This window comes from Robiginitalea myxolifaciens (assembly GCF_900115205.1).
GTDB lineage: Bacteria > Bacteroidota > Bacteroidia > Flavobacteriales > Flavobacteriaceae > Robiginitalea > Robiginitalea myxolifaciens.
Map to the genome: position 1 here is coordinate 683,518 of NZ_FOYQ01000002.1, position 24,288 is coordinate 707,805.

Sequence of the window (24,288 nt, forward strand, 5' to 3'; positions counted from 1 at the left end):
AATCAAAAGAAACCGATCATGAAAAAGAAACTACTCATTCTCGCAATCCTAATCCTGGGCACTTCCGTAAGTCAGGCCCAATGGGGTAAGCGCGTCAAAGGAAACGGTGACGAGACTACGGAAACCCGCGAAGTAGGCACCTACGAACGCCTGAGCGTGTCGCATATTTTTAAAGTTACCCTGGTTAAGGGAGCCGAAGGGCGCCTGACCATTGAGGGCGAAGAGAACCTCCTCCCCTACGTAATTACAGATGTAAGCGGCGGACGATTAAAGATCACTGTAGAAAAAGGTGTTCAATTACAAGCCAGCAAAGGCTCCGACGGAATCCGGGTTCGGGTGCCGGTTACCGATCTGGATGAGATCACCGTTAGTGGCGCAGCAGATATTTATTCGGAAGGGAAATTCTCTTTTGACAAATTGCGTGCAGAATCATCAGGAGCCTCTGAATTGCACCTGGACGTCTCGGCCAGCGAAATCCGGGTTCAGACCTCAGGAGCCTCAGAAATGGATTTGGAAGGCAGTACCGGACGCCTGGATGTCCGCAGTTCCGGTGCCTCCAACTTCCACGCCTATGGACTAATTGCAGATCATGTTGAAGCTCAGGTTTCCGGTGCTGCCGATGTCCGTGTGAATGCCTCCAAAAGCCTGAATGCACAGGCCTCCGGCGCGGGAAACATCCGATACAAGGGCGATCCCGAAAAAATCAATAAGCAGTCCAGCCGGGCCGCTAGCGTAAAAAAATCATAACACTAAATAGAGCTATCAACCATGAAAAGATTAGGAGTATTAGTAAGCATGTGCCTGCTTGTGGCCTGTAACCTCAATGGCCAGTGGGGTAAAAAAGTAAAAGGAAACGGAAATATCGTTACCGAAGATCGCCAGGTAGGCGATTATGACCAGGTAGCCCTCTCGGGATGGTTCGACCTGGAACTGGTATCCGGATCTGAAGGAAACATTACCCTGGAGGGAGATGAAAACCTTCTGGAGCATATTAAGACCGAGGTAAAAGCAGGAAAGCTTGTTATCAAAACCGAAAAGGGTTATCAATTGCAGCCATCCTCCTGGAAGTCCGGCGGAATTACCATTACAGTACCGGTGGAAGAAATTGAGGAAGTTACGCTCTCAGGATCCGGAGATATTGTCGGGAAGACCGTTTTGAAAAGCGACAACTTCCGCACCGCCGTATCCGGTAGTGGGGATGTGGTCCTGGAAGTAGAAGCCGATGATGTGGAAGCTACCCTTTCCGGTTCCGGGGATATTAAACTGAGTGGCTCGGCCCGTTATTTTGAGGTTCGGGTTTCAGGCTCGGGTGATATCGAGGCATTTGATCTGGATGCCGACCGTGTAGAAGCAACGGTCTCCGGTTCGGCCGATATTAACGTTACCGCCAAAGAAGAATTAATGGCCCGCGTATCGGGTTCTGGGGATATCCGTTATCGCGGTAATCCATCCAAGGTAGACACCAAAACTTCCGGATCGGGAGACGTGACCAAGCAATAAAGAAATTACAATCAGCGAACAGTCGACCCCGGAGCAGCATTATGCCGCTTCGGGGTTTTCTTTTGGAACGCGCATGAGCAACAAAATTCCAATTAGGAAGAAGGTCCCCAGTATTAATGTGGCGGGACGCATGCTGTTATTCCACTGGGACACCAATCCGAATATGGACATCCCGATGATGATCCCAATCTTTTCAGTAACATCGTAAAAAGAAAAGAAGGAAGTGGTATCTGTTGTTTCCGGTAAAAACTTGGAGTAAGTGGAACGCGACAGGGCCTGGATACCGCCCATGACCATGCCCACAAAGCCGGCCGCAATGTAAAACTCCATGGGGCTTTTTACGAAATAGGCATAAATGCATATCGCAACCCAGATCGCGTTGATAATAACCAGGGTGGTGATATTGCCAATGCGGTTCGAAAGTCGCGCGGTGAGCGTAGCCCCCAGCACCGCAACCAATTGAATGATCAGGATGCTGCCGATAAGGCCCATGGTACGCTGATCATCAGATCCCCAGTCAATTTCGGATTCCCCGAAGTATGCAGCAATGAGCATTACGGTTTGCACCGCCATACTGTATACAAAGAAGGCGCCCAGATAGCGCTTGAGCCGGGGAAGGCCCGTAAGTTGTTTCCAAACCCCTCGTAATTCCCGGAATCCATTGAGGATAATGCGGTGGCGCTCCCCGTCGCGCCGGTACCCCTTTGGGAGATAATAGAAGGAATACTGGCTGAAACCAATCCACCATATCCCCACACTTACGAAGGAGTATTTCATGGCAGTGATCGCAGCAGGCGATTCCGGGCTGTCGGTAATCCCGAATACGTCGGGCGCCAAAACCATCGCCAGGTTAATCAGGAGTAACAGGACACTACCGATATACCCGAGGGAGAATCCCCAGGCACTGATCCGGTCTTGTTGTTCAGGAAAGGCGATATCAGGTAAATAGGAATTGCTCATTGCAAAGCTCACCCAGAAGCCAATAACCCCCAGAAAATAGAAGACAAGGCCCACATAGATGCTTTGCAGGTCGAACCAGTAAAGACCAATGCACGATAATCCTCCCAGGTAGCAGAAGAATTTCATAAAAACCTTCTTATTCCCGAGGTAATCGGCAATTCCGGAAATCAGCGGAGTAATCAGGGCAATGACCACAAATGCAGCTGCGGTAACATAACTAATCAAAGGGGTGCGCGCAATTGCGCCCCCAAAAACGGCTACCTGCTCTACATTGGCCTGCCGAAAAATCGCACCGAGGAAAATCGGAAATACAGCGGATACGACTGTAAGACTGTATACGGAATTGGCCCAATCATAAAAGGCCCAGGCATTTAGCAGTTTTTTGCTGCCTTTCTCAAGGGGAAGCCGGGCCATTCAGCGGACTAGTTAAAGGTAGTTACCCCAAACTTTCGGGCTTCCTCTTTAGCCAAAGGCGCCCATTGCGTAAGGTTATTAATCCGCGTATCGTTGGATGGGTGTGTACTCAGGAATTCCGGCGGGGCGGCATTACCACTATTGGCCTTCATGCGTTTCCAGAGCTCCGCAGCTTCGTCGGGATTATAACCGGCAATGGCCATGATTTGCAGCCCGATACGATCCGCTTCTGTTTCATGACTACGGCTGAAAGGGAGCATTACACCTACGGCACTCCCTATTCCATAGGCTTGATTAAACATATTTCGTTTTTCAGGGTCCTGAATAGCAACATTTCCGGCTACGGCACCGATTTGTTGCAAGGTTCCTGCACTCATGCGCTGTGCGCCATGATCGGCAAGGGCATGGGCTACTTCGTGACCCATGACCACGGCTATTCCGGTTTCACCCTGGCAGATCGGGAGGATTCCAGTATAGAAAACGATCTTACCTCCTGGCATACACCAGGCGTTTACGGTCTCGTCATTAACCAGGTTGTATTCCCACTGGTAGTCTTTTAAGTATCCTGGATACCCGTTAGCGGTAAGCCAGCGTTCTGCCGCATTGGAGATACGCTTCCCGACCTTTTCTATGGTCTGAGCCTCGGAAGTACCTTCGACCACATTATTCTGCTCGAGGAATTGGTCGTATTGGGCAAAAGCCATGGGGAAGATCTGGCTGTTGGGGTAGAAATTCAGTGTCTTCTTACCGGTAAAGGGGTTGACCTTACAGGCCACCACTGCCACCAGCAGCAAGAGCACCATTGAAAACTTTTTCATGATGTTAATTTCAAGGATTAGTGTGTAGGGGAATTTACAAAAAAATCAACGCCCTATCAGGTGCAGTACATTGAAATTTTTATCCACCTCTATACTGTTGTCCCCATTCAATCGCACCGATTCCAAAGGCACTTTTTCGTTGTCTACCTCAACTTTCGAAATCTTGAAGGGCAAGCCATTCAGATTGATTTTGAAGGACTTATATGGAGTAATGTAGGTGCCGTCTTTGAATTGCTGGATGATGAGTTCTTTGGGCTTTCCGCGTAATCTGAAGTTTCTAACGCTGTATCCCCCTTTCTTGTAATCATATCCTTCCCCGGCGTCTTCATAGATGGTGGATTGCTCATCGCCTTCCTTGTAATAGACACTCAGGGTGAGTTGCTCAATAGTCTTCTCTCCAACGTACTGTTGAACAGGATATTTAGGGATAATCGCTCCCTCCTTGATGAATAATGGGATTTTATCGATGTCAGAGGCCACCCAGCGCTCACTGCCGCCAGTTACCAGTTCCCCTGTCCAGAAATTATACCAATTTCCACGCGGAATATACATGCGTCGTCCTTTGGCATTGGGCTCTTGAATCGGACAGACCAGGAAATGGTCTCCGAAAACAAATTCGTCGGTGCGGAAATGCGTTTGTGTATCCTCCTGATCGTAATAAACAAGGGACTTTAACATGGGGACCCCTTCCTTGGCATAGCGCCAGAACATGGTGTACAAATAAGGAAGCAACTGGTACCTCAGCTCTATAAATTTCCGCACGATTCCGGTTACTTCGGCATCGAAAGACCAGGGTTCCTGATCCCCGTGATCCCCACTGGAGTGGACACGGCAAAACGGGTGGAAAACCCCGAGCTGTACCCAGCGCGCAAACAGTTCCCCATTGGGCTGTTCGGCAAACCCACCGATATCGGATCCCACAAAACTGTATCCGCTCATACACATGCGTTGCACCTGCACGTTTGCGATCCAAAGGTGCTCCCAGGTAGCCACATTATCCCCGGTCCAGGTACAGGCAAAACGTTGCGTACCGGCGTAAGCGGCCCGGGTAATGACAAAGGGGCGTTTTGGGAAAACATATTTCTTGACGCCGTCGTATGTAGCCCGCACCATCTGCATTCCGTAGATGTTGTGCGCCTTTCGATGTGAACAGGGGTTACCGTCATAGTTGTGACGCGTATCCAGAGGAGCTGTCTTCGTAGGCACCTCCATGACCGCAGGTTCATTCATGTCATTCCATACCGCGTGCAGCCCGGAATCCTTGATAAAAGATTCGTAGAGACCAGCCCACCACTCCCGGACTTTAGGGTCGGTGTAATCGGGGAATGCACAGGGGCCGGGCCAAACCTTACCGGTCATTACCGGTCCGTCGGCACGCTTGCAGAAATAATCATTCTCCATCCCCTCTTGATAGACGCTGTATTCCCGGTCTACCTTGATCCCGGGATCAATCATTACCACTGTCTTAAAGCCCTCCTCCTCTAATTCGGAGATCATGCGTTTGGGATCGGGAAAATGTTTCTTATCCCAAGTAAAACAGCGGAAGCCGTCCATATAGTCGATATCCAGATAGAGGGCGTCACAAGGTATTTTGAGCTTGCGGAATTTCCGGGCAATTTCCTTGACCCGCTTTTCGGGATAATAGCTCCATTTGGACTGGTGGTACCCCAGGGACCACAAAGGCGGAAGTTCCGGGGTTCCGGTAAGGTCGGTATACGCCTGTACTACCCTTGAAATAGCAGGACCATAAAAGAAATAGTAATTCATTTCTCCCCCATCGGCCCAGAAACTAGTAATGTTGCGGCGTTCGTGGGAAAAGTCAAAGTGCGTTCGGAAGGTATTGTCAAAGAAAATACCATAGGCGCGATTGTCGTGCAATCCAATAAAAAAAGGGACTGCCTTGTAGAGGGGCTCCTGATCCTTTCCGTAGGCGTACTGATCCGTTACCCAATTGTGTACCCGACGGCCCTTGAGGTTGGTATGCGTAGCCTTATCCCCCATCCCATAGAAACTTTCTGAGGGTTGGGTAATCTTGCTCATCTTAACGGTATTCCCGCCGTGCTCGTAGTTTTCCTCCCAATGGAAGCCGAGTTCGTCTTCATTGAGGATATTCCCTTCCAGGTCAGAAATCTGGACCCTGAGGGTTTTCTTGTCTACCAGAATCTGCAGCTTACTGGTAAAAATGCGGTAGTCGGTGGTCGTTTCCTCTTCGAGGAGCTCATTGAATCCGCGGGAAGCGTCCGGGTCAATAGCGTAAGAGAAATCCGGTTCAAAGGTATGTTGCGTGGCGTAGCGGAATCTGAGCACACTGTTTCGAATCACAGTGATTTCCAAAATAACCCCGTTCTCGGTAGTCAGGTAAAACTTATCGGAGTCCTTCTGGTAATCGGTAACCTGATTCGGATACAGGTTCCCTTTGTATTCCAGTTCGGTATTGGTAATCATAGCCGGTTAGTTTTTAACCAGACAAAAGAAAGACATATCCGGCAGAAAGCGAAACCCGGCCAACGACAAAATATGAACTACAACGATTGCGGGCCGTTTTTACCTGAAAATAACTACCCCAAGCGGAGGTAAATCAACGCAAATAGACTTCTCATAAGCATGCCAGGGCTCTTTTTCGATAGCCGCTTCGCCATTAATCATTCCACTTCCCCCATATTCCTTAGCATCGCTATTGAAGAGTTCCTTCATCTTTCTCGATTTGGGAACTCCGATACGATAGCCCTCACGGGGTACCGGGGTTAAGTTGCAGGCAATGACCAGGGTATCTTTATCCTCATGGCCCATGCGCACATAAGTCAGGACAGAATTTTCAGAATCCCCATAGTCGATCCATCGGAAGCCCTCATGGCTGAATTGCTTTTCATACAATGCCGGCTGGGTGCGATAGAGCGTATTGAGATCGCGGATTAAATTTTGAATCCCTTTGTGGAAATCATACTGCAGCAAGTGCCAGTCCAGGCTTTGCTGAAAATTCCATTCAGAGGATTGGCCAAATTCCCCGCCCATAAACAGGAGGTTTCCACCCGGGTGGGTAAACATATACCCATAGAGACACCTCAGGTTGGCGAATCGTTGCCATTCATCCCCAGGCATGCGATACAACAGGGATTGCTTGCCGTAAACGACCTCGTCGTGCGAGAATGGCAGCATAAAGTTCTCCGTGAAAGCATAGGTCATGCTAAACGTAATATCGTTCTGGTGATGTTTGCGGTAAATGGGTTCTTTTTTGAAGTATTCCAGGGTATCGTGCATCCATCCCATCATCCACTTCATCCCGAATCCCAGGCCGCCCAGGTTTACCGGTTTGGTTACTCCCGAAAATGCTGTTGACTCCTCGGCTATGGTCTGGACCCCTTCGAAATTCCCGTAGACCTCCGTATTGAGTTCCCGGATAAAGGAAATCGCCTCCAGGTGTTCGTTGTTGCCGTACATATTGGGCTCCCACTCCCCATCTTCCCTGGAATAATCCAAATAGAGCATCGAGGCAACCGCGTCTACCCGTAAACCATCGATGTGGTATTGATCCATCCAAAACAGCGCATTACTGATTAGGAAAGCGCGCACCTCATTCCGTCCATAATTAAAAATTAAACTCTTCCAATCGGGGTGGTATCCCTTGCGTCGGTCGGGGTGCTCATACAGGTTGGATCCGTCAAAATAACCCAGGCCATGGGCATCTTCCGGAAAATGAGAAGGAACCCAGTCCAGGATCACGCCTATCCCCGCTCTGTGCAGGGCATCTACCAGGTATTTGAAATCTTCCGGCTTACCAAAACGCGAGGTCGGGGCAAAATACCCGGTTAGCTGATACCCCCAGGACGGGTCATAGGGGTACTCCATAATGGGCATAAACTCAACATGGGTAAAATTCAAGTCTTTGACATAAGCCACCAGCTCATCTGCCAGTTCAATATAGCTCATGAATTTATCCCCGTCATTGCGTTTCCAGGAACCCAGGTGTACCTCATAGACCGAATAGGGCTTATCCAGGCCATTGTGCTGCGCCCGGTTCTTCATCCAGGTAGCATCTTTCCAGCTGTGCTTGGCTTCCCAAACAACCGAAGCCGTTTTAGGAGGATGCTCGCAATACCGGGCAAAAGGATCGGCCTTTTCTGTTTTGGCATCCCCGATATGAGAATGGATTTTATACTTGTACAAAGTACCCTGATCCAGGCCGGGAATAAACCCTTCCCAGATTCCGCTTTCGTCCCAGCGAACATTCAGGGCATGCTCCCCTTCCAACCAGTAGTTAAAGTCTCCCACAACGGAAACAGCCTTGGCCGAAGGTGCCCAAACGGCAAAATATACCCCCTTCTGCCCATCGACCTCTGTGAGGTGCGAACCGAGTTTTTCGTACAGGCGGTAATGCTTGCCGGATTTGAATAGATTGATATCAAAATCAGTAAATAGGCTATGGGGAATTACTTGACCCATGATTGTTTGGTTTAGAATGTTGGTTAATGATCTTCCTCGATAATACTGCGAATTCCTTCCAGCGGGATCACCGCCCAATCCGGTCTTGAATTCATTTCGTACCCAAGTTCGTATACCGCTTTTTCCAGCATGCAGTATTTGAGGAGGAATATACGTTCGACACTATATCCGATGTTGATATTGTGCTTTTGAATTAGTTCGATATAGGTTTCCAGAAAAACCCCGATAAAGTAACGGTAGAGTATTTCTCCTGCTTTAAACAGCTTTTCCAGGGGTTTATTATAATCCTTCTGGTGATTGAATATGGTGGCGTACACCGCGTAGTGGAAGGAACGGAAAATTCCGGCAATATCCTTCAGTGGCGGCTGTTTTACCTTGCGGTCGCGGATTGTACTTTCCGGTTCACCTTCAAAATCCAGGATGTAAAAATCGTCGCCATTGACCAGGATCTGGCCCAAATGATAATCCCCGTGTACACGAAGGCGTTCCCCTTTGAGTTTGGTCCAGTCAAAATTCACGAACCGCTTGCGAATCTCATTCTTGCGTTCCAAGAATTCCCGGGCTAATTCCAGGGACAGCCCTTTGAGGCGGCCCATATTGTTCTCAACGATATTCAGCCGGTTCTGGAACATGTATAACATGCGATTCTTGAGCCATACCTCATAGTCCCCGTTAAAATGATTGGGAACAAAGGCGGTGTCTTCGAACTCTGAGCCCAGCGCAATGTGCATCTCGGCCGTACGCTGCGCCAGTTTCTGTAATTTCAGAAAAATGCTCAGCCCCGCCCAATCGATGATTTCAGGAGGCACGTCGCGAATGCTCAGGCGAGTAAAGAGCCTTGTTTCCGGCAGCCTGTCGATGTTGATTCGCTTGTATTCAAGATTGGCGAAAATCTTATGAAGCTCCTTTAAGGTATACTCCCAGGCATCCCCTTCATTGGGCACCAATTCCTGCATCAGGGCAATGGTCACATCGACATTGTCGGTGTCTTTGATGCTCAGGCTACCCTGGTATGCCGGGGTATTCTTATATCCCTTGCGCTCTGATAAAAACCGGCTCATCTCATAATCGGGATTCTTATCGGCATAGATGCGCCTGAAGAATTTGATCACCGACTTGCCATTGATTATAATGGAAGTGTTGCTCTGTTCGAGCCCCATAAACTTGGAGTCCTCATACCCCCCGGGCTCAAAAAGCGTACTCTTGTGGTAGCGCACCCGGGTTGTATCATTGGGTTCGGCAGAAGCGATGCGTTCATAAACCAGTCGCCGGAAGGATTCCAGGTTTACCGCATCGATGATCCATCCCTGCTGATCCCCCATGGTAATGGGTAAGATGCGGTCCTTTTCCGCCAGGCTTTCGTCCGAGACAAAGGCGATAGGCAGGAAATAATGCTGATAAAAGGCTTCTTCGAAGTTCACCTCCAGCAAGAGACCATAATAGACTTCCTCGCGCTGCTGGATCCTGAAATATTCCTGCAGCTCGATATACTTCATGGTGCTGGCCTTACCCCCATACCAGCGCTGTTTATTGACATAGTCCTGCAAAACATCCGAAAGGAAAACTTTTACAAAGGCCGCATCGTCCATAAGTTGTTCCCAGGGGACATCGCATTTATAGGGTGCCGATTCTACAGGAGTTTCCGTTTTTTTAGCCATGGGTATTCTTTACGCTAATTTTGAGGTGGACTGCTTAAGGTACGCCTTTACAGCGAACATCATTGCCTTTTAAGCTGAAAAATATGGATCGGCAGTGATGGGTTCAATTCCACGAAATTCCATTCCTCCTGCCAAGTGTAATTGGTTTGGGTCATGTGATCGAAGATCCCCAGGGAAGTAGGGCCATGTAGTTCCATCGCCTCCCAGGGCAAACGAACGTGACCCTGCTGCACGTTTTCGGGATCCAGGCTAATTACAATCAGCAATTCATCTTCACGCGCGTCGTCCCATTTGTAAAAGGCGAGCATTTGATCGTTTTCCAGACCGCAGAAATAGATGTTATTGGTTTGCTGCAAGGCGGCGTGTTCCCTGCGCAGGTGGTTAATCCGCCCGATAATATGTGTGAGCTTGTTCTCCACATTCCAATCCCAGTGGCGGATCTCATACTTCTCCGAGTGGAAATACTCTTCTTTGTTCTTGAAGGGCTCGGAAACCATTTGCTCAAACACAGGACCGTAAATTCCTATATTTCCCGATAATGTGGCAGCCAGGCCGTAACGAATCATATGCATGGCCGCCCCGGCATTCTGCAGGTGGAAGGGATTGATATCCGGGGTATTTGGCCAGAAATTAGGACGGTAATACTCCCGCATTTCCGACTGGGTGAGCTCGATCATATAATCGATGATTTCCTGCTTGTGGACGCGCCAGGTAAAATAGGTATAAGATTGTGAGAATCCCTGTTTGGCCAACTGTTGCATTACCCTGGGGCGGGAAAAAGCCTCAGCGAGGAAGAGTACGTCCGGATGCTTCTTTTTGACTTCTGCAATTAACCAGTGCCAGAAATAATAGGGTTTGGTATGCGGATTGTCTACACGGAAAATTTTGACCCCGTATTCGACCCATTGCAGGGTAACTCCCAATAATTCTTTCCACAGGTCTTTGTAAGCCGAACTTTCAAAGTAAAAGTTCACAATATCCTGATATTTCTTGGGTGGATTTTCGGCGTACTGCATGGTCCCGTCCGGGCGTTTGCGGAACCATTCCTGATGCTCATTTATGTAAGGGTGGTCCGGGGCCGCCTGGAAAGCCAGATCCATGGCTATTTCCAGTCCCTGATCATTGGCAGCCTTGATCAGGTCCTTAAAATCCTGCTCTGATCCCAGCTCGGGATGCAGTGCGCGATGCCCGCCATGCCGGGAGCCAATGGCCCAGGGCACTCCGCAATCCCCTTCTTCGGCATTGGTGGTGTTGTTCTTTCCTTTTCGGTTTACTTCGCCTATTGGGTGTACCGGAGGCAGGTAAACCGTATCAAAGCCCATCTTTACAATTCTGGGCAGCAGTCGGTGGCAGTCCTGAAACGTACCATGCTTCCCGGCTTCCTCCGCGGCAGATCGCGGGAAAAATTCGTACCAGGTGCTAAAATTGGCGCGTTTGCGATCTACATAAACTTCCAATGGATCGGTTTCATTGGCCAAAAAGCGTTGGGGGAATTCCAGGAATAAACGTCTCAAATGATCGGAGGTGGCTTCCTGAGTAGCCTCGAGATAGCGGCCTTCATCGGCAAAGGCCTCCTTAACCCCGCTGAGGTAATCCTGCTGGCCTTTTCCCGCTTCTTTTAACAGGAAATCTATGTATTGTATCCCGTCGAGCAATTCGCTTTTCACATGCTGCCCGTCTTCCAGTTTCGCTTCAATTCCGTGTTGCCAATTCAACGCATAATCGACCCATCCCGATATTTTATACTGATAAAACCCTTGTTTTTCGACTGAAAACGAAGCCTCCCACCGGTCGTTCCCCAGGGGTCGCATACGCTGGCTGGCCCAACTGCGTGAGGCGGAATGCTTGTACAGCACTTCGGCCTGCATGATATCGTGGCCGTCAGGTAAAATATCGGCACTGACTACTACAGATTCTCCTGTAACCCGTTTGATAAAAAACTTACCGCATTCCAGGCTGGGACTTATGTTATCAATTACTACGCGCTCTTGTCGGAACATTATAAGGATTTGTTGGTACGCCCTAAATTTAGGTAATTCTAGAAACTTTAAGAACCCCATTTTAGCCGGTTATCCAAGTCAATCACCACATTTGAAAACTGGAATTTGAAATTTGAAATTTGGAATTTCCCAACTTTTGGCACGCTATTTGAAACTTAGCCTAGAAAAGTCGGAGATACCGGCGACCATCATTGAAAAATCACAGATTATGAAACAGTTTAACGCTTTACTCAGCTTTGCCTTCGTCTTTTTTCTAATGTCCTGCGAAGGCCCCGTAGGTCCTCCCGGCCCTCCCGGTTTTGACGGCCTTGACGGCCTCGACGGTGCAGATGGGGTCAACATCCTCGGTACCGTTTACGATATCACGGGAGATTTCACTGCAGGGAACAACTATAGTTTTTTCTCCGTTTTCTCAGAGGATGCCCCTGAACTGGAAGTTTTCGAAACCGATGTGGTTCTGGTCTACATCTTGTGGGAAACCGTCGATGATCCAGGTGGTGGAGCTCCAATCGATGTATGGCGCCTCCTAACCCAGACCAGATTATTGGATCAGGGAATATTACAATACAATTACGACCACACCTTTTTGGATGTGAGTATTTTCCTGGAGGCCGATTTTGATTTGGCTACCCTTGCCCCGGGAGACACAGATAACCAGACTTTCCGTATTGCTGTATTGCCGGCAGACGGATTGAGCCAGGCCCGACTTGATGTAAGCAACATGCAGGCTGTACTGGACTATCTGCAAGTAGAAGAAAGCCGTGTTCCTGAAGTTATAAGGAATTAGAACTTTACCTGCTTACGGCACCCCAAATACAAATGGCATCCCCGGAAATTCTTTCCGGGGATGTTTTTTTTGTTCCGTATTTTTGAAAGGATTTACTCGAGGATCCGAACTTATTGAAATACAGTTCTTATACATCGGAATCACGATGATTGCGATCCGCGAAAAAAATAAAAATGCCATGAGAAAATTATTATCCCTCCTGTTACTTTTTGGCCTCTGGAGCTGCCAGGGCCAACAGAAAAAAGCCGCACAACCTGCCGAAGAAGAAGTGGCAGCCGTCAGCTATCCCGTTACCAAGACCGATGCCGAATGGCGGGCCGAGCTAACGGACCTGGAATATTATATCTTGAGAAGAGCGGGTACCGAAACGCCGTTCAGCAGTGAGTTGCTGGAGGTAAAGGAAGCCGGAACTTTTGTCTGTGCTGCCTGCCAGACCCCACTTTTCAAGAGCGAACATAAATTTGATTCGGGTACCGGTTGGCCGAGCTTCGATCGTGAAATTGAAGGCAATGTAGCTTATGATGTGGACTACAAGATCGGATATAAGCGCACGGAGGAGCACTGCGCCACCTGTGGCGGGCACCTGGGACACGTTTTTGACGATGGCCCAAGGCAAACTACCGGGAAACGTCATTGCATTAACGGAGCAGCCCTGGATTTCATTCCTGCTTCCGAGTAGCTATCCACAAATTGCCAGTCGTTTCGTACCTTTGCCGCGCAACCTCGAATTACGAACTTCATGAGCACATTTGACGTCATTGTATTGGGTAGCGGACCCGGTGGATATGTAACTGCTATACGAGCTTCACAGCTCGGATTTAAAACCGCAATCATCGAAAAAGAAAACCTGGGAGGCGTATGCCTGAACTGGGGATGTATTCCGACCAAAGCCTTATTAAAATCGGCCCAGGTATTCGAATATCTCAAGCATGCCGGGGACTACGGGCTAACCGTGGAAGGAGCTGACAAGGATTTTGACGCCGTGGTTAAGCGCAGCCGAAGTGTTGCGGACGGGATGAGCAAAGGGGTTCAGTTCCTGATGAAAAAAAATAAGATCGAGGTAATCGAGGGATATGGGACCCTTAAGCCTGGAAAAAAGGTAAGCGTAAAGGATGCCGAAGGGAAAGAAACTACCCATGAGGCCAAGCACATTATCATAGCAACCGGGGCCAGGAGCCGCGAATTGCCAAGCCTGCCCCAGGACGGTGAAAAAATTATCGGTTACCGCGAGGCGATGACCCTCAAAAAGCAGCCCGCGAAAATGATTGTTGTGGGTAGTGGTGCCATAGGCATAGAATTCGCCTATTTCTACAATTCCATGGGTACTGAAGTTACCGTTGTAGAATACCTTCCCAATATCGTACCTGTTGAAGACGAAGATGTCAGTAAGCAACTGGAGCGCAGCTTCAAAAAAGCGGGCGTAAAAATCATGACCAGTGCAGAAGTAACTGGAGTTGATACCTCGGGCGAGGGTGTAAAGGCCACCGTAAAAACGGCTAAAGGTGAGCAGGTCCTGGAGGCGGACATCGTCCTCTCTGCTGTGGGAATAAAGACCAACATCGAAAATATTGGCCTGGAAGAAGTGGGTATTGCTACTGACCGGGACAAGATTCTGGTCAATGATTACTACCAAACCAATATTCCGGGATACTATGCTATCGGTGACGTGACTCCGGGTCAGGCCCTGGCGCACGTAGCCTCTGCGGAAGGTATTCTTTGTGTTGAGAAGATTGCCGGAATGCATGTGGAAGCTCTCGATTACGGGAACATTCCAGGATGTACGTATTGTATGCCGGAGGTTGCTTCAGTTGGACTTACCGAGAAACAAGCGAAAGAACAGGGTTATGATATCAAGGTTGGTAAATTCCCATTCTCTGCAAGTGGAAAAGCCAAAGCTTCCGGAAACGCAGATGGTTTCGTTAAGGTGGTTTTTGATGCCAAGTACGGGGAATGGCTGGGATGCCATATGATCGGAGCCGGGGTTACCGACATGATCGCCGAGGCGGTGGTAGGCCGTAAACTCGAGACTACCGGACATGAAATTCTCAAGGCTGTTCACCCGCACCCAACCATGAGTGAGGCCGTAATGGAAGCGGTAGCAGACGCTTACGACGAAGTAATCCACCTGTAATTCCATGCTGAAAATCTTTCGGGCTATTGCACTGCTGGAAGGAGTGAGCTATTTAGCGCTCTTCGCCATTAGTATGCCCTTAAAACACTGGTCTTCCATTCCCGGACCGAATAAGGTTGTGGGATATGTTCACGGGGGATTATTCATCGCCTACATTGTGCTGGCTGTAGTCCTTTGGATGGAACGCAAATGGGGAATAAAGAAGTTGGCCTATCTCTTATTGGCCTCCCTCCTGCCCTTCGGCACTTTTTACCTGGACCGCGAATGGCTCTCTAAAGTAGCGCAGGAAGATCGTAAAAGGGCGGCAAACTAGTCCTGCTCCAGGAAACTTCGGATCGCCAGGGCGTACCCTTTAAGGCCAAATCCGAAGATCACTCCCCGGGCCCCTGATGAAATATGGGATTCATGGCGAAAGGGCTCCCTTGAAGCTATATTGGAGATATGCACCTCCACTACCGGAGTTTCAATGGCCTTGACCGCGTCCCCCAGCCCTACTGAAGTATGGGTATAGGAAGCGGCATTGAGGATAATCCCCTGATAGCTAAAACCAACTTCCTGTAATTTATCGATCAGTTCACCTTCAATGTTGGACTGAAAGTATTCGAGTTCAACATCGCGAAACTGCATCTGAAGATCCCGGAAGTAGTCCTCAAAAGTCTTGTCGCCATAGACTTCCGGCTCACGCTTACCGAGCAAATTCAAATTGGGCCCATTGATGATGATTATCTTCATGAGCCCAAATGTACTAAATAGTAAGTTCCTTAAAAGAAATAAACCAGTCCGACTGTAAATTGCTGGGCGCGCAGGGTAAGTAAGCCTGAACCCGGCCCATCGTAGCGGTTCGTCATTTCAAAAGAATACCTCGCCTGAACGGTGAGCTGATCGGTCGCATCAAAGCCGGCTCCAAAACCGAAATCTACTCCAACGGTCTTTAAAGTATCTTCGATACTGCCGTTGTAGTCATCGTCGATCAATTCAATGGCTGCTCCCACTTTATTTTTGATATCGTCCAGAGTGGTCGAAAAACTGAATTGCGGACCAGCCTGTAGATGAAATGGACCGGCAACATAGAATTTTGCCATAACCGGGAGCATCACAAATCCGAGGTCTCCTGCAGAGCCATAGAGCAGCTCGGGTTGGAGGTGAAATTTATCAGTAGCTGGAATGTCCGCAGCCAATCCGATATAGAAACCCGTGTTATTGGTCGCTGTCAGACTGCTGAGGGTAAAGTCAAAGTCTACATTGGAATTGAGGAGTCCTCCGCTGATTCCGATTTTGGGTGTTCCCTGGGCAAAAGAAAAGGCCGAGGTCATCAAAACCAGTGCGAATAGGTAAATTGATTTTTTCATTTTCAATAGTGTGTTACTTAGGATTAAACAAGATAGCCAATTGAAAACAAAATCCGGGCCAAAAATCCAAAAGGAACTCTCAGGCCCTGAAAACAGGGGCAAATCAGGTAGGTAACAAAATAAAAAAGCGAAGGAAATCCTTCGCTTTTATTGATTAAAACCCTTTACTTTCAGATATGGATTACGAACCCTACACGGATTTCAAAAATCCCCTCCTCAGTAAACTGATCGTTCAGACTGAAATTGTATCGGAGACCAGGTTCAATGCTCACACTATTGGAAATAAAGATGGCGTAGCCGCCTTGCATTCCGAGATACAATGGGTTTTCATCAGCATCCTGAATACTACCTCCAGTTAAATCTAATTGTACCGGAATCGCACTGTTGATGTAATACTTAGCCCCTAGTTTGTAGGTGAAGAGACTGAATCCATCCAGGTCAGTATATCCCAGGCCAACTTTAATGGCAAGGTCATCGATCACAAAATAACCAGCTTCTCCCCCCACAGCCCAAATAGTTGATCCGTCTGAAGTGGACAGCCCAAATGAGGTATTGGCCCCATGGGCCAGGCCATCTCCCCCAAAACCGGTGTTGGCTTCAATGAGCCACCGGCCTTCTGATGTTGCCCCGGTATCATCCTGGGCGTTTACCAATAAGCCTCCTGCCAGGAAGGCCAATACTACAATTACCTTTTTCATGTTGTTTCGTTTAATGTTGTTCTTAAAATTAGGAATATTCCCACGCAAATGAGGCTTTAAGCAAGAATTTTCGACCAATGATGCCAAATTTCTCTGTATAAATTGCTCATGCACATTTCTCTTGTCAAAAACCCAATGAATCATTCCCGCTCATTGAATTATCTTTAATCCGTGCAATGGGAAACAGCAATTAAAGACTACTTGAACTACCTGAAACTGGAGAGGGGTTTGGCGGAAAACACCCTTTCGAACTATCGTCGGGATGTTCACAAACTGGCGCAGTTCCTCCGCATTGAAAAGGATGAATCCGAGGCGCGGAAATCGTATCTTGCCGGCCCCTTGCAAATAGATCGGATTCAGATTGAAGCATTTAACCATAGTCTCGCAGAAACCTTGCATCCCCGCTCGCAGGCCAGGATCCTCTCAGCGCTTAGAGGTTTTTTTGATTACCTGCTTTTTGAGGGATACCGACAGGACAATCCCATGGAATTGATTGCCTCGCCCAAGATTGGGCGTAAACTACCCGACACCCTTTCAGTGGCTGAAATCGACCAGCTCCTTCGGGCTATTGACCGTTCTACGCCAGAAGGGGAACGCAACAGGGCTATGCTCGAAACCTTATATGGGTGTGGTCTCAGGGTATCTGAATTGTTGGAATTGCGTTTGAGCGACCTGTATTTTGATGAAGGGTTCCTGAAAGTCACCGGGAAGGGAAACAAGCAGCGTTTTGTGCCGGTTGGAAGCCACAATCAACAGTGCATTGAGCTCTATCGAAGGGAAGTTCGCCCGCATTTCAAACCAGTTAAAGCTTTTAGTGATCATCTTTTCCTGAATCGCAGGGGCAAAAGTCTGAGTCGGGCCATGGTTTTCGAAGTAGTTAAAAGGCTTCGGGAAAAAGCCGGAATCCGAAAGAAAGTCAGCCCCCATACATTCCGCCACTCCTTTGCAACCCACTTGCTTGAGAATGGAGCTGATATACGTGCAATCCAGCAAATGCTGGGACATGAGAGCATCACTACCACTGAAATATACATGCACGTAGATCGCAGCCATCTTTCCGATATACTTCAGCGCTTTCACCCTAGAAAAGGGTTTGATTCGTAAAACGCTTTGTATATTCGGGGAAGTCATTATTTAAGTATTACCAACCCGATATAACATCATGAAAAACGTAATTCTGACCACCGCATTACTCATTGCTACAGCCTCTTTTGCTCAAAAGGACGCCTTGAATCGACTCAACGAAAAGGCTGCGGACTACGAACAAATAGCTTTGCAAATTTGGGACTGGGCCGAAATGGGCTATCAGGAAAAGCAGAGTTCCGCACTCTTGCAGGAAACACTGGAAGCAGAAGGATTTACCATAACCCGGGGGGTAGCGGGCATCCCTACTGCTTTTGTCGCCGAATACGGTAGCGGCGGTCCGATCATCGGAATCCTGGGCGAATACGATGCCCTGCCCGGTTTGTCGCAGCAAGCGACCGCCGCCAAAGCGAGCGCCGGCGGCAAGGCCGGACATGCCTGTGGCCACCATTTATTTGGCACCGCATCCACAGCAGCAGCTATCGCTGTGAAGGATTGGCTCAAAACCAGCGGGAAAGAAGGAACCATTCGCTTCTACGGCTGCCCGGCAGAAGAAGGGGGATCCGGAAAAGTCTATATGACCCGGGCCGGACTTTTTAACGACCTGGATATTGCACTCCACTGGCATCCCGGGGATCGCAACAGCGCCGGGGCCGGAGCAGCATTGGCCAATAAATCTGCAAAATTCAGATTTTACGGCGTAAGCGCCCATGCCGCAGGTGCGCCTGAGCGCGGACGTTCTGCCCTCGATGGTGTCGAAGCGATGAACGCCATGGTCAATATGATGCGTGAGCATATCCCGGAACGCGCCCGTATCCACTATGTAATCACGGACGGTGGGAAAGCCCCCAATGTTGTACCGGACTATGCCGAAGTTTACTACTATTCGCGCCATAGCTCTCGCGATGTGGTAATCGATATTTTTGACCGGATTGTCAAGGCCGCTGAAGGAGCAGCCCTCGGAACAGGCACGACCATGGACTATGAAATGATAGGCGGTACGCACGAACTGCTGCCGAATTTAACGCTGCAGGAAGTAATGCAGGATAAACTCCTTACGCATGCCGGAGTAACCTATTCCGATTCTGAAATGGCTTTTGCTCAGGAGATCGCGACCAGCCTCGGACTGGACGGGGTGAACATGGAGTTAGCTTCAGGGGTACAACCCTTTACTACAGAAGGAAGAGCTTATGGCTCCACGGATGTAGGCGATGTGAGCTTTGCCGTACCAACAGGAGGGCTGCGGATCGCCACCTGGGTGCCGGGAACCCCTGCCCACAGTTGGCAGGCTGTTGCGGCCGGCGGTACAGGAATCGGGACCAAGGGAATGATGGTCGCTGCCAATACCCTCGCGGCAACCGCCATTGACCTTATGCAAAACCCCAAAACAATCGCCAAAGCCCGGGAAGAGTTCGAACAACGAAGGGGTGCCGATTTTAAATACATCCCGCTCCTGGGAGATCGGGAACCCGCTCTGAACTACCGGAATTAGGAGCGCTACCGGAAATCGATCCGTTTATCCAGTTTTAATCCTCCCCGGAGTGTAACGTTCCGAGGGTTAACGCTACTTATTAGCCAGAAACTAAGCCCTAACCACTAACAACTCACGCCAACCACGTGACCCAGGAACTCGAACATCAGTTTGTTACGGAGCTGGAACAAAACCAGAATATTGTGCACAAGGTTTGCAGCTTGTACACCAATAACAGGGATGCGCATAACGATCTCTTTCAGGAAATCACCATCCAACTCTGGAAAGCATATCCCAAATTCCGTGGCGATTCCAAATTCAGTACCTGGATGTACAGAGTAGCGCTGAATACCGCTATTACGCTGTACAGAAAGTCAAAAAAGCAACCGAAAACACAAGACTTTGATTCCGTGGTTTATCGTATTCAAAGTGAAGAATACGATCCCACCGAGCAACAACAAATCAACCTCATGTACGCGGCCGTAAAACAGCTGGGCGATATTGATAAAGCCCTGGTATTCCTGTACCTGGAGGATAAAAATTATAAAGAAATCGCAGAGACCTTAGGGATAAGCGAAGTCAATGCGCGGGTCAAAATGAACCGCATAAAGACCAAACTCAAGGCGATTCTCAATCCATGAGACCATGATAGACGAATTGGATTTACTTAAAAAAGATTGGCAGAAGCGCGATTCGGAAATGCCAAAGCTTTCCTATGACCAGATTCACCGGATGATTTGGAAAAAATCCTCCTCAGTGGTGCGCTGGATTTTTTACATCAGCATCATTGAGTTTATTGTTCCTCACCTGCTCTACCTCCTGCCTTCGTTCCGGGATGGCATGAATACGGATATTTCCGGAGCATTGGGCATTCAGCCCATTCTTATTGGGCTTAGCGTAATCCAATACGGTGTCGCCATATATTTTATCGTACAATTCTACAGGCGTTACAAGGAGATCTCCGTGCTCGACAATGCGAGTAACTTAATGGACAAAATCATGCGCACCCGGAAAACGGTAAAACACTATGTGCTGTTCTGCCTGGGGATGATCCTCATCTTCTTTATGATTTTTATTCTGGGGCTTTACTTCAGCGATAACCTGGTAGAAAGCCTGCAACTGGGCAAAGAACCGGATATGGATCCGGCCCGATTCAAATGGATGGTGATCGGAATAATGTCGGTAGCAGCTATTGTATTTACCGTAGTTATGGGAGGAATATATTTCCTGCTTTATGGACTGCTTACACGAAGGTTACTCTTCAACTACAAGGACCTGAAGCGGATGGAAGGCTAAGTCTTATTCGGCCGCCACTGCCGTTGCTTATTCGATTGTTCGTAAGCCATTAATTCGGTCTCTGGAATCACTTTCAGGAATGATGGGTGCTGCTCGATAGCGTATTCGAGTTTCTCGATTATCGCTTCCACGCTTTCGTTATCATAGTCAATCTCCAGGGGTTTCTTAACCACCATAGACTGCAGTATCCCCTTTTTCTTGATAAATAAGCCTTTCTTGTCGAAGGATCGGCGGAATCCGTCGATGACAACGGGAACTACCACCGGCTTGAATTTTTTGATGATATGCGCAGTCCCCTTTCGCAATGGTTTCCATGGAGTTGTTGTTCCCTGGGGGAAAGTTATTACCCATCCATCATCCAGGGCAGTACCGATATTGGTGATATCGCTCATCTTAACCTGGCGTTGCACATCCTGTCCGTCGGCGCGCCAGGTACGCTGAATGCTGATGGAACCGGCATAGGCCAGGATTTTTGTGAGCAGGCTTTTCCCCATGGTCTCACTGGCAGCCACATAGTAGATATTGAGCTTGGGATTCCACAAATACCCCACATTCTTAATAGAATCTTCCCGCCCGGAGAGGCTGGCATTAAACACGTGGAACATGGCCACTACATCCGCGAAATACGTCTGGTGATTGCTGACAAAGAGGACATTTTTATCTGGCAGGGATCGGATTATTTCCGAACCCTCAATCTCCAGCCTGTTAAAACCTTTGTAACGCTGATGGGTCAATAATCCCATAATGCGGATCAACCATTTCTTTAAAAACAGGATATGTCCGAAAGGATTCTTCTTGAAAAGAGCCATAGGGGACTAAAGTACAAATTTCACTGAGTTTGATACAAGCCGGGGCCCGATTTACACTGCCCTGCGGGATTTTCCGAGCCCCTAACCCGAGGTGGCTGTTCTCAGGAGGGATTTGAATTCGTTGAGAATCATTGCGGTAGCTCCCCAAACCATATGTCCATCGAACCGAAAAGCGGGCACCTCAATTTCCCGGGCATAGGAGGTGGTAAGACGTTCCGTGGAGGTGGAGGATTCATTGAGGAGTTGCGCCAGGGTTATTTCGATTATCCCGGCAACTTCTTCCTCCTGCAAGATGAATTGCGGGCGTGAGTTAGCAATACCCATATAGGGATTGACTACAAAATTACTGGGTGGAATATAAAGGGACGACAGCGATCGCACCGGCTGCATTAACTCAAGGGGGACCCCGACTTCTTCTTCCGTTTCCCGCAGGGCGGTTTCCAACAAATCCCTGTCGTCGTCTTCGAAACGCCCTCCGGGTAAGGCTATCTGCCCCGAATGCACCCCCGGATAAGAGGGTCTTTGGATCAATACCAGGGTAGCTTGCTTTGCTGTCCCCGGATAGCAAAGTGCCATAACCCCGGCCTGCCTTGCATCCTCAGGGATTTTGGTAAACCGCTGGAGTTCGCGCTGTCGCATTTCCGGCATCATCCCCTGATGCGCTTCCCGGCCGGGAAGTGGCAGATTTTTTATTTTTGACAGCAAATCTTCTAAATCCCCGTATTGCATGATTAAAATCCGTTCTGCTTTATTTCTGTCATTTATCTTTTTTGCCAGCCTGGGTTGCGGTGAACAAAATAAAGAAAAAGAAAGCAATGAAGCCGTTGAGTCGTTAGCCCGGGATTCCGCAACTGCCATTGAGGATGGGCTGGAAGTTACCGCGGTGGAAAGTGATTCTACGGCCGAGGAGGAAGCCTTTGTCTTAAACGAAGATAATGCCATCGATTTCTTCTTCGATTACCAAAAGGAATTAAAAGTCAATAAGGTGCGCATCAAAACCACCATGGGGGATTTTACCATTGAACTGTTCGATAATGTGCCTTATCACAAATCGAATTTTATATACCTCACGCGCCAGGGCTATTTTGATAGCACCATGTTTCACCGCGTGGTTCGGAACTTTATCATTCAGGGCGGAAATGCCGATAACAAAGAAACAGCTCGAAAGCGTACCGAGATCGGGCGTTACCTGCTTCCACCCGACACCCGCAAAGGCCACCGACACCACCGCGGTACCGTGTCCATGCCTTCGAGTGAAATCGACAACCCGCACATGCTCGCTTCCCCCTATGAATTTTTCATAGTCGTTACAAATCCGGGGTCTTATCACCTGGACGGAGAATACACCGCCTTCGGACAGGTTGTATCAGGAATGGATGTGGTAGATGCCATTAACCAGGTGGAAACCGATTCCGGGGAATGGCCCATGCAAAATGTATATATCCTCAAGGCCGAGGTGCTGGAATAGGGATTTGAAATACGACCCTTCGGCATTTCAAACCGTATCCAGGGCTTTACTCCCTACCGCGATAGATATTCGGGAGGGCTATCCTGAACTTAACGGCAACCAGGCGAATAAGGACTACGGCTAAAATGCCCCCCAAATAGGTCCAGAATCCCGGCACCCCCAGAGCTTCCAACAAGAAGTATAACGCCCCTCCGGCGATACAGGCGGTGGCATAGATTTCCTTGCGAAAAATAACCGGAATCTCATTGCACAGGGTATCGCGCAGCACCCCGCCGAAACTCGCCGTCATCGTACCCAAAATAATGCAAATCCCTGGCGATAATCCAGCTGCCAATCCCCGCTCAATACCCACTATAGTATACAAGCCAATTCCAAGGGTGTCAAATAGGAAAAGCGAACGCCTCAGGGAAGCCAGCCGGCCTTGCAGCAAAATCGCGACCACAACCGTGATGATTATGGTAAGGAGGTATTCCGGTTGCAGCATCCAACTTACGGGTACCGTGCCGATCAATAAATCCCGGAGCGTTCCTCCTCCAATTGCGGTAACTGAGGCTATGATCAGGACGCCAAAAAGGTCCAGGCGTTTTTCCATAGCCACAAGTACCCCGGAAACCGCAAAAGCAACGGTACCGAGTATGTCGAGGACCAAAATAAAATTTTGCAGTTCCATACCTAACTTCCGGTATAGTAAGAGTAATCCTTTAAAACGGTGTCCAAATAGGGCTTGTCGTAAAGATCAGATTGGGATTCCAGTATGGTTTCGACCCGCTCGCGCAGGGCGCGTAGTGTTTTGTGATCATTGGTCCTTCGGGCTACATGGTAGGTTTCCTTAATCAGACGAACATCCCGGTCGGTTAAAATGGTAACATTCGTAAATACCGGAGTATAGTCTTCGGCTACCTCCTCCAGGATGGTGTGGCTTACCTTGACCTTCCGCTTGTTATTAACGACAACCGTCCCTGCCGCAGCATCTCCTACCCGTTGCAGCGTATCTGAAAAAATGATGGCGAGCAGGCCTATGGCGCCAAAGAAAAGCCAGATATCGAGTATGCGCAGTAACCAGCGAACCAAATAATTGCTCCAGGTTACCGGGTCGCCATCACGGCGAACCACCCGGATTTTCAGGATCATTTTACCAATAGTTTGCCCATTGAACAAGCTGTGCATCAGCAAACTGTAGCAGGCGGCCGGCAGAAATAACAGCGAGGAAAAGCCCCATTGGGTCCATCCATCTTCCGAGATCCAACCCACCAATTTCGCCACCTGATCTATGAGCAGAGCGTATAGGAAAAGGATAAAACCATCGATGAGAAAAGCCAGGATCCGTTCACCAATTCCGGCCAGGCTGTAATTGAGCAACACATTTTGGGTGGTGCGTATTTGAAGGTTTGGCATTAAGTGCTATT

24 protein-coding genes are annotated in these 24,288 nt (G+C 48.8%); 11 read left to right on the forward strand and 13 right to left on the reverse strand.

All coding sequences use genetic code 11. The annotated features are described in order from the left end of the window. Positions 1-18 precede the first annotated feature (18 nt). Positions 19-747, forward strand: a complete 729-nt coding sequence (locus tag BM318_RS11005) for a head GIN domain-containing protein (RefSeq protein WP_092982653.1) — start codon at positions 19-21, stop codon at positions 745-747. Between the two features lie 21 nt (positions 748-768). Continuing rightward, complete coding sequence (locus tag BM318_RS11010) at positions 769-1,500, forward strand: head GIN domain-containing protein (RefSeq protein WP_092982654.1); 732 nt, start codon at positions 769-771, stop codon at positions 1,498-1,500. 39 nt (positions 1,501-1,539) lie between these two features. Here the strand turns inward: BM318_RS11010 and BM318_RS11015 are convergent, their stop codons facing one another. The 6 genes from BM318_RS11015 to BM318_RS11040 form a co-directional block, all read right to left on the reverse strand. Next, the gene (locus tag BM318_RS11015; RefSeq protein ID WP_092982655.1) at positions 1,540-2,874 is read right to left on the reverse strand and encodes an MFS transporter; all 1,335 of its coding nucleotides are present in this window, start codon (positions 2,872-2,874) and stop codon (positions 1,540-1,542) included. Between the two features lie 8 nt (positions 2,875-2,882). Next, positions 2,883-3,692, reverse strand: coding sequence for a M48 family metallopeptidase (locus BM318_RS11020; RefSeq protein ID WP_092982656.1), 810 nt, complete (start codon positions 3,690-3,692; stop codon positions 2,883-2,885). A gap of 45 nt (positions 3,693-3,737) precedes the next feature. Further along, positions 3,738-6,137 (reverse strand): glycoside hydrolase family 31 protein, encoded by a 2,400-nt coding sequence (locus BM318_RS11025; RefSeq protein ID WP_092982657.1) that lies wholly within the window; start codon positions 6,135-6,137, stop codon positions 3,738-3,740. 99 nt (positions 6,138-6,236) lie between these two features. Then, positions 6,237-8,132: a 1,4-alpha-glucan branching protein GlgB gene (glgB, locus tag BM318_RS11030; RefSeq protein WP_092982658.1), complete on the reverse strand. Its 1,896-nt coding sequence runs from the start codon at positions 8,130-8,132 to the stop codon at positions 6,237-6,239. 23 nt (positions 8,133-8,155) lie between these two features. Continuing rightward, a complete protein-coding gene (locus BM318_RS11035) occupies positions 8,156-9,790 on the reverse strand; it encodes a maltokinase N-terminal cap-like domain-containing protein (RefSeq protein ID WP_092982659.1) in 1,635 nt (544 codons plus the stop codon). A gap of 59 nt (positions 9,791-9,849) precedes the next feature. Further along, positions 9,850-11,790 carry an alpha-1,4-glucan--maltose-1-phosphate maltosyltransferase gene (locus tag BM318_RS11040; protein WP_092982660.1) on the reverse strand — a complete coding sequence of 647 codons (1,941 nt, stop codon included), beginning with the start codon at positions 11,788-11,790 and terminating at the stop codon, positions 9,850-9,852. Positions 11,791-11,998: 208 nt separating this feature from the next. Between BM318_RS11040 and BM318_RS11045 the strand changes: the two genes are divergently transcribed. From BM318_RS11045 to BM318_RS11060, 4 genes are all read left to right on the forward strand, one after another. Then, entirely contained in the window at positions 11,999-12,577 is a 579-nt protein-coding gene (locus tag BM318_RS11045) for a hypothetical protein (protein WP_092983507.1), read from the forward strand. 178 nt (positions 12,578-12,755) lie between these two features. Next, positions 12,756-13,256: a peptide-methionine (R)-S-oxide reductase MsrB gene (msrB, locus tag BM318_RS11050; RefSeq protein ID WP_092983508.1), complete on the forward strand. Its 501-nt coding sequence runs from the start codon at positions 12,756-12,758 to the stop codon at positions 13,254-13,256. 60 nt (positions 13,257-13,316) lie between these two features. Continuing rightward, the gene (gene lpdA / locus BM318_RS11055) at positions 13,317-14,708 is read left to right on the forward strand and encodes a dihydrolipoyl dehydrogenase (protein ID WP_092982661.1); all 1,392 of its coding nucleotides are present in this window, start codon (positions 13,317-13,319) and stop codon (positions 14,706-14,708) included. A gap of 4 nt (positions 14,709-14,712) precedes the next feature. Next, complete coding sequence (locus tag BM318_RS11060) at positions 14,713-15,021, forward strand: DUF3817 domain-containing protein (protein ID WP_092982662.1); 309 nt, start codon at positions 14,713-14,715, stop codon at positions 15,019-15,021. On the opposite strand, the gene aroQ is transcribed toward BM318_RS11060, so the two are convergent. The 3 genes from aroQ to BM318_RS11075 form a co-directional block, all read right to left on the reverse strand. Further along, positions 15,018-15,440, reverse strand: coding sequence for a type II 3-dehydroquinate dehydratase (gene aroQ / locus BM318_RS11065; protein WP_092982663.1), 423 nt, complete (start codon positions 15,438-15,440; stop codon positions 15,018-15,020). The two genes, BM318_RS11060 and aroQ, sit on opposite strands and share 4 nt — an antisense overlap. A gap of 29 nt (positions 15,441-15,469) precedes the next feature. Then, positions 15,470-16,057: an outer membrane beta-barrel protein gene (locus BM318_RS11070; RefSeq protein WP_143099967.1), complete on the reverse strand. Its 588-nt coding sequence runs from the start codon at positions 16,055-16,057 to the stop codon at positions 15,470-15,472. Positions 16,058-16,227: 170 nt separating this feature from the next. After that, positions 16,228-16,755 (reverse strand): hypothetical protein, encoded by a 528-nt coding sequence (locus BM318_RS11075; protein WP_092982665.1) that lies wholly within the window; start codon positions 16,753-16,755, stop codon positions 16,228-16,230. A gap of 171 nt (positions 16,756-16,926) precedes the next feature. On the opposite strand from BM318_RS11075, the gene xerD reads away from it, so the two are divergent. The 4 genes from xerD to BM318_RS11095 all read left to right on the forward strand — a co-directional run bounded on the left by xerD (position 16,927) and on the right by BM318_RS11095 (position 20,605). Continuing rightward, complete coding sequence (gene xerD, locus BM318_RS11080) at positions 16,927-17,859, forward strand: site-specific tyrosine recombinase XerD (RefSeq protein WP_092982666.1); 933 nt, start codon at positions 16,927-16,929, stop codon at positions 17,857-17,859. Positions 17,860-17,917: 58 nt separating this feature from the next. Then, positions 17,918-19,330: an amidohydrolase gene (locus BM318_RS11085; RefSeq protein WP_092982667.1), complete on the forward strand. Its 1,413-nt coding sequence runs from the start codon at positions 17,918-17,920 to the stop codon at positions 19,328-19,330. A 125-nt stretch (positions 19,331-19,455) separates the two neighbouring features. Then, positions 19,456-19,950: an RNA polymerase sigma factor gene (locus BM318_RS11090; RefSeq protein ID WP_092982668.1), complete on the forward strand. Its 495-nt coding sequence runs from the start codon at positions 19,456-19,458 to the stop codon at positions 19,948-19,950. A gap of 4 nt (positions 19,951-19,954) precedes the next feature. Continuing rightward, complete coding sequence (locus BM318_RS11095) at positions 19,955-20,605, forward strand: hypothetical protein (RefSeq protein WP_092982669.1); 651 nt, start codon at positions 19,955-19,957, stop codon at positions 20,603-20,605. Here the strand turns inward: BM318_RS11095 and BM318_RS11100 are convergent. Further along, positions 20,602-21,414 (reverse strand): lysophospholipid acyltransferase family protein, encoded by an 813-nt coding sequence (locus tag BM318_RS11100; protein ID WP_092982670.1) that lies wholly within the window; start codon positions 21,412-21,414, stop codon positions 20,602-20,604. The two genes, BM318_RS11095 and BM318_RS11100, sit on opposite strands and share 4 nt — an antisense overlap. Before the next feature lie 81 nt (positions 21,415-21,495). Beyond that, positions 21,496-22,143 (reverse strand): NUDIX hydrolase, encoded by a 648-nt coding sequence (locus BM318_RS11105; protein ID WP_092982671.1) that lies wholly within the window; start codon positions 22,141-22,143, stop codon positions 21,496-21,498. Here BM318_RS11105 and BM318_RS11110 point away from each other — a divergent pair. Beyond that, positions 22,142-22,882, forward strand: coding sequence for a peptidylprolyl isomerase (locus tag BM318_RS11110; protein WP_092982672.1), 741 nt, complete (start codon positions 22,142-22,144; stop codon positions 22,880-22,882). The two genes, BM318_RS11105 and BM318_RS11110, sit on opposite strands and share 2 nt — an antisense overlap. Positions 22,883-22,928: 46 nt before the next feature. On the opposite strand, the gene BM318_RS11115 is transcribed toward BM318_RS11110, so the two are convergent. Both BM318_RS11115 and BM318_RS11120 read right to left on the reverse strand, forming a co-directional pair. Continuing rightward, positions 22,929-23,552 (reverse strand): trimeric intracellular cation channel family protein, encoded by a 624-nt coding sequence (locus BM318_RS11115; protein ID WP_092982673.1) that lies wholly within the window; start codon positions 23,550-23,552, stop codon positions 22,929-22,931. A 2-nt stretch (positions 23,553-23,554) separates the two neighbouring features. Continuing rightward, positions 23,555-24,277: an RDD family protein gene (locus BM318_RS11120; protein WP_092982674.1), complete on the reverse strand. Its 723-nt coding sequence runs from the start codon at positions 24,275-24,277 to the stop codon at positions 23,555-23,557. Positions 24,278-24,288 lie beyond the last annotated feature (11 nt).